Below are 437 nucleotides of genomic sequence, written 5' to 3'. Positions count from 1 at the left end.
ACCTGGAACAGCGCCGGCTGTTGGTTCAGGTGACACACCTGGACGACCTGGAGAAAATTTATCAATTTTTCGTTGATAATCAATAGATAAATAAATAACCGCTTTGTTACCGCTCAAACCTTGCGCGGCCTGTGGGTAATTAATGGGCTGCGTCACTTTCACTCTGACTATTATTTCCGCAACATTGTTACCCACGTCTACATTATATTCCCGCATGAAATTAGATTAATGAAAACGAGTCTCAATTAAGCGCGAACATCACGCCAGAATAAAGTTGTCGGTGGCGGAAATAATATGGTATGGTTGCGCCGTCATTGGGGAGTAGCCGGTTTCTGGAGAATAAAACGCCAGAAACGCCCGTATCAACATACTCGTTTCGCCGTATGAAACGTGGTGCGGGCAGCCAGGTAAGGTTGGCGAGACCATAGACACGTAAC

The 437-nt window shown here is 46.0% G+C and carries 1 protein-coding gene and 1 riboswitch; the gene reads right to left on the bottom strand.

Annotated features, from left to right (window positions below):
* The coding region (locus KHA85_RS20300) for a hypothetical protein (RefSeq protein WP_236885850.1) at positions 1-195 on the bottom strand (195 nt) is incomplete at its 3' end.
* A 109-nt stretch (positions 196-304) separates the two neighbouring features.
* Positions 305-437, top strand: a riboswitch (yybP-ykoY riboswitch). This riboswitch is flagged as partial in the annotation.

Source organism: Dietzia massiliensis (assembly GCF_018390595.1).
GTDB classification, from domain to species: domain Bacteria; phylum Actinomycetota; class Actinomycetes; order Mycobacteriales; family Mycobacteriaceae; genus Dietzia; species Dietzia massiliensis.
Note: the sequence above shows the minus strand (reverse complement) of the source record. Positions and strands in the feature narration are given on the sequence as shown.